At 39.1% G+C, this 4,596-nt stretch carries 3 protein-coding genes and 1 pseudogene; all 4 read right to left on the reverse strand.

Translation table 11 applies throughout. From position 1 onward, the window contains the following. The coding region (locus INT39_RS22110; RefSeq protein WP_193076127.1) for a hypothetical protein at nucleotides 1-1,427 on the reverse strand (1,427 nt) is incomplete at its 3' end. Next, on the reverse strand, nucleotides 1,424-2,224 hold the full coding sequence (locus INT39_RS22115; protein ID WP_193076128.1) for a DUF4123 domain-containing protein: 801 nt from the start codon (nucleotides 2,222-2,224) through the stop codon (nucleotides 1,424-1,426). The genes INT39_RS22110 and INT39_RS22115, both read right to left, overlap by 4 nt. Continuing rightward, nucleotides 2,221-4,344, reverse strand: a complete 2,124-nt coding sequence (locus tag INT39_RS22120; RefSeq protein ID WP_193017586.1) for a type VI secretion system Vgr family protein — start codon at nucleotides 4,342-4,344, stop codon at nucleotides 2,221-2,223. The genes INT39_RS22115 and INT39_RS22120 overlap by 4 nt, the downstream gene beginning before the upstream one ends. Before the next feature lie 99 nt (nucleotides 4,345-4,443). After that, a pseudogene (locus INT39_RS22125) lies at nucleotides 4,444-4,596 on the reverse strand (type VI secretion system tube protein Hcp); the annotation flags it as partial.

Raw genomic sequence — 4,596 nt, forward strand, 5'->3', positions numbered from 1 at the left:
AAATACACATAAATTGCAGGTACATTTGCAATTGGAGTAATAAAAATAAAATCTCTAAAATCAATATCAGGTGGTACAGGGGTTACGGTAATTATTGGTTCTTCATCATAGATCTGGTATCCACCTGCTGAATTAGAATTAAATTCTGATAAATCTTGTGCTGGTGTTCCTGTATGTGGCGGTGGCAACTCATCTGGATTTTGTATTGGGAAACCAGGATTAACTAATCGTATTCCTTGATCATCAGCTTTAACTGATAAATTAATGATTTTGCCTGATGAAGTGACTCCCAAGTAATATGTGACACCATATTGAGTTATAAAACGGTAAATATTTGCCTGTGTAACTTCAGAAGGTAATCCATCATTTGATTGATATCCTCCTAAAGAACGGACTTCATTTGCTTCATATTCATAAGCTAATTCCCCTTTAATAATAGGCACATACTCTTTACCACTTCCTTTTGCAGTATGGTAAGGAATAGCAATACCTTGATCATTAACTGCAATTCTTATCCTTGTTGGTACCAATTCATTATTTTCTGCCTTTTCGAGTAAATCATCATAGGATAGAGTGTCATCATTAAATAATTGGCGAATAAAAACGCCTGTTGATACCCAAAATAATCCCCCTGCCATTACAAATGATGTACTAATTAACGGCTCATGATTTCTAAATTTAGGGAAAATAGGCCTAGTTGATATATTAGCAAAATCTTGATCCATCGATTGATAAGCAGCACTAATACCCGCTCCAGCCATTACTCCGCTACCACCTGCTGGAAATAAACTCGGTACAGGAAATGGGAACATCATGGCTTGAACAAATTCACCTTCTTTTAGCCCATTTAAATTGCATCGTCCAAAGTGACACACTGGCTCTTTTTGTGTACCTGCTTGTGTATTTCCTAAACCTCTCAATTCTGATTTAGCAAATACAGGTTCAGCAATAGATTGAATAGAAATAACTATTCGTTGATTGTAAGGTGGAAATATAGAATAACCTTTTTGGCAATTTCTATAATGAGACGATCGTTGAATTTGTCCTTGAGACATTTCATGCACAGTATCGGGCAATTGCTGATTAAAATCGCCAGCAAGATGATGTGAACTTAGAATGTAATTCTCTATAGAACAATATTGCTCCATAGAAGCATAATTAGTATGGATAACTGAACCCTGTGGCTCTGTTGTCAACTTATCTGCTAATTTTTGTGCATCAATAATTAATTGAAGTGGTCTGTTACTCAACCCCTCTATTTTAAGGAGACCGAAGGGGTCAGTTATACCTTGATGCTGTTTTTTAGTTCCTCTTTCGAGTAAAAGTAAAGGTATATCATTTAATGGATATCCTTTATCATCGATTAATTGAATTTCAAGGTAAAACCTATAATTATCACACTGTAAACAATCTCTTAGCTCACTCATTTTTCATTCCTTTGAGTAACTAACCATCCTTGAGATTCAGCATATTGCTGAAATTTCTGATAAGTAAGAAAATTTAAATCAGCTAATTTATTACGCTGATACTGAAGCCAGTCAGATATTCTTTTATTTAAAATTCCTTCTGGTGTGTCTAATAATTGCGCCTGCTGGGGGATATTCTCCCAAAGTTCACAAGATAAATTCTCGATATAAAGTGTTAATGCGTACTTGGAGTTTTGCCATGCTCGAATCAAATGTGTATCTAATATAAAAGGACGTTGTTGTAATATCGGATCAAGAAATTCAATTTCTTTATTAAGAGAAATAATTTGAGTTGGTTCATCCAAATCAATCAGGATATCTCTGATTGGCATCATTAAACTACGCCAATCGGAATAGATCATTTCAGGAATAAGGATACGAGCAATTCTAGTATCAGCGAGTCTTAATAAAACAGATTCATTAGATAAGTGAACGACCTGCTTAACCTGCCAATGTAATAATTGTTTATCCCATGATAGCTGGCTTCGATAAGCCCATCCCCAAGAATCATCACTAAACGTTTTGCTATCAAGCAACTGACTTAAAGGAATATATGATTCAGGTTTTATTTGTACTAGCCATGGGCTTTGAGCAATTAGGTGAGCAAGGGGTGTTTTATAATACAAAGGGAATGCTTTTTCTATCCAATCATTGGCATACATGACATTAATTGGATTAGGCTTAGCTAATGTATTTATTAATAAATAAACTGGCTCTGATGATGAAATAATCCATTGAACCCAAGTCATTTTTCTCATTTTTGGCTACCTTCCTTGATTATCCAACTTCCTAACATTTGTGCTTGTACAGCACAATACTTCTTAATTGCATAAGGGGGTTGCTCGAAAGGTATAACACCATCTGGAAGTTGAATAATTGGAGATTGCCCATTCCCCGGACCACTAGAGCCGATATCTAAATTACCAGAAGTAAAAATTGCACTTGGAGTAAGACGGATAAAGCTACTTCCTACTTTTAGTGTGATTTCTGTTCCTGCTTCAAGAATAATTTTTCCACCACTTTTAAAGCTCGTTTCCATACCACTTTCGACAATTAATTCATCATCAATTTTGCTATGTTTAGCACCTTTAATTTGTAATGAAACATCACCTTCAATTAATGATTTCTGTGTTCCTTGCATAATAAGGTGATCATCACCTAAAATTTCAGTAAAACGTTGATTATCAATGCGATGCTTGAAATCATGTTGAGTATGCCAATGACTATCATGTTGCACATGAATATTTAAATCCCTCTGCGCATGTAAATACACTTCTTCGCGTCCGCCGGCATCCTCAAATCGCAACTCATTAAACCCTGTGCCTTTATGGGTCTTGGTACGAAAGGTGGTTCGGGTTTTTTCTTTGGGTAAATCAAGTGGGGGAGCATTACGACCGTTATAGGTGCAACCGGTGATAATTGGTCTATCAATATCGCCATTTAAATAAGAAACAATCACCTCTTGCCCAATGCGAGGGATCGCCATAAAGCCGAAGCCATCACCATTCCACCCTTGTGCCACTCGCAACCAACACGAGCCACTATGATCAGGCTTTCCGCGTCTATCCCAATGAAAATAAACTTTTACCGCACCTTGTTCATTGGTGTAAATCTCCTCACCCTCTGGACCAACGACTGTCGCCAACTCATCACCATCCGCCAGCGGTTTATAATGAAAAGGCGGTCGCCATTCCTGCGTACCGGGAATAAAAGTGACATTGTTTGAAAGTTGAGTTCCCTCACCACCGCCATTATCCGCAGAGGGCTGTACGCCATGATGCGAAACGCTGATCACCTGCCAACGCGAATTCATACGCGCACTTGAGTGATGGGTTAAGGTAAACACTTTGCCCGGCATTAATGCAAAACAGTTAGTGCTTGCCGAGCCGGTTTGACGATAATTTTGAGATTGCTCATAACGCAATTGATTCAATGGCTGAGCTTCTTCCTCTTCTTGAAAACGGCCATAGCTTTCAAAAACAGGGTGTTGCTGATGGACGTCACCCGTTGTGTTTTGCGATAACGGATAAGAAGGACGTGTTGGGTTATAATCTTTATCAATGCGTACATCACTGCATAAACGTTCGGTATAGCGCCATGTCGTTGCTGTGGTATCGGTAATATCCGTTTCCGCTTGTGGGTTATACGTCAGCGTGATCCCCGCCGTCATCCCTAAATGATTGTCGCTATAAAACAGTTTTGGCCCTTCTTCAAACCAAAAGTTGATCCCTTCTTCAAAGGCTAGGCGACACCAGAAGGCATAAGCGGATTCGCGCTTTTGCGTGATATAACGACGAGTTTGATGCAGTTCAGGTTGATAAAATTGGTTGTCATATTTGATATGCGCTTCATCTAGCAATTGCTGAAGAATTTGAGGCACCGTTTTATGTTGGAATATACGGCTATCTTGATTAAGCGTCATCACCCACATTTCAGGGCGAATAACAAATTGATACCCCGTTTTAACGCCGTCGGTGTTGCCTTGTTCGGCACTCGCCAGTAAGCCTTGAACCGTACGGATTGTTTTACCGTCACGACTGACGGTTAATGATGAAGCCACGCCTAATTGGTTGGCGAAATCAATATCACTTTGCTCGCTTACTGCTTGTATCGAAAGTGTGAAAAGCGCTGATAACTCTTCATTTAAATCAAACTGTGTGACTTGAAAAGTGCTTTCAGGTAAATCGCCAATTTGGCAAGTAAACACTAACCCCGTATGAAGTAACCCCTTTCCTAGGGTTTCAAGTAATTCGCTGTATTTTTTAATGCGGGCTTGTTGTTCAGAGAATGTCATCCCTATTTTGAAAGAGGGTGATGATGTCGGATCATCTAATACCAAACGGGGTTTAGGGGTATTGTTAGCGTCATTCGTTGACATAAAAGCTCCCATTTAACTGTGACAAACACGCAATAAAAAAGACAAAAAATGCAGAGAACAATGGGCTCATGACAGAGCCCATAAATAAAGTGTGAAGAATTAACCTTCGAGTGGTGCACGCCAGTCATCAGAGCCTGATGTCCCTGCAACGGTGTGTTCCCAATCAATTTTGCGATAAGAAAGAGACACTTCGATCAGTTGAGTGAAGTCAGACTTAGTCGGATCTTGGCAGTGTGGCATTTGGCAATCGAT

The organism is Pseudomonas sp. FME51 (genome assembly GCF_014897305.1).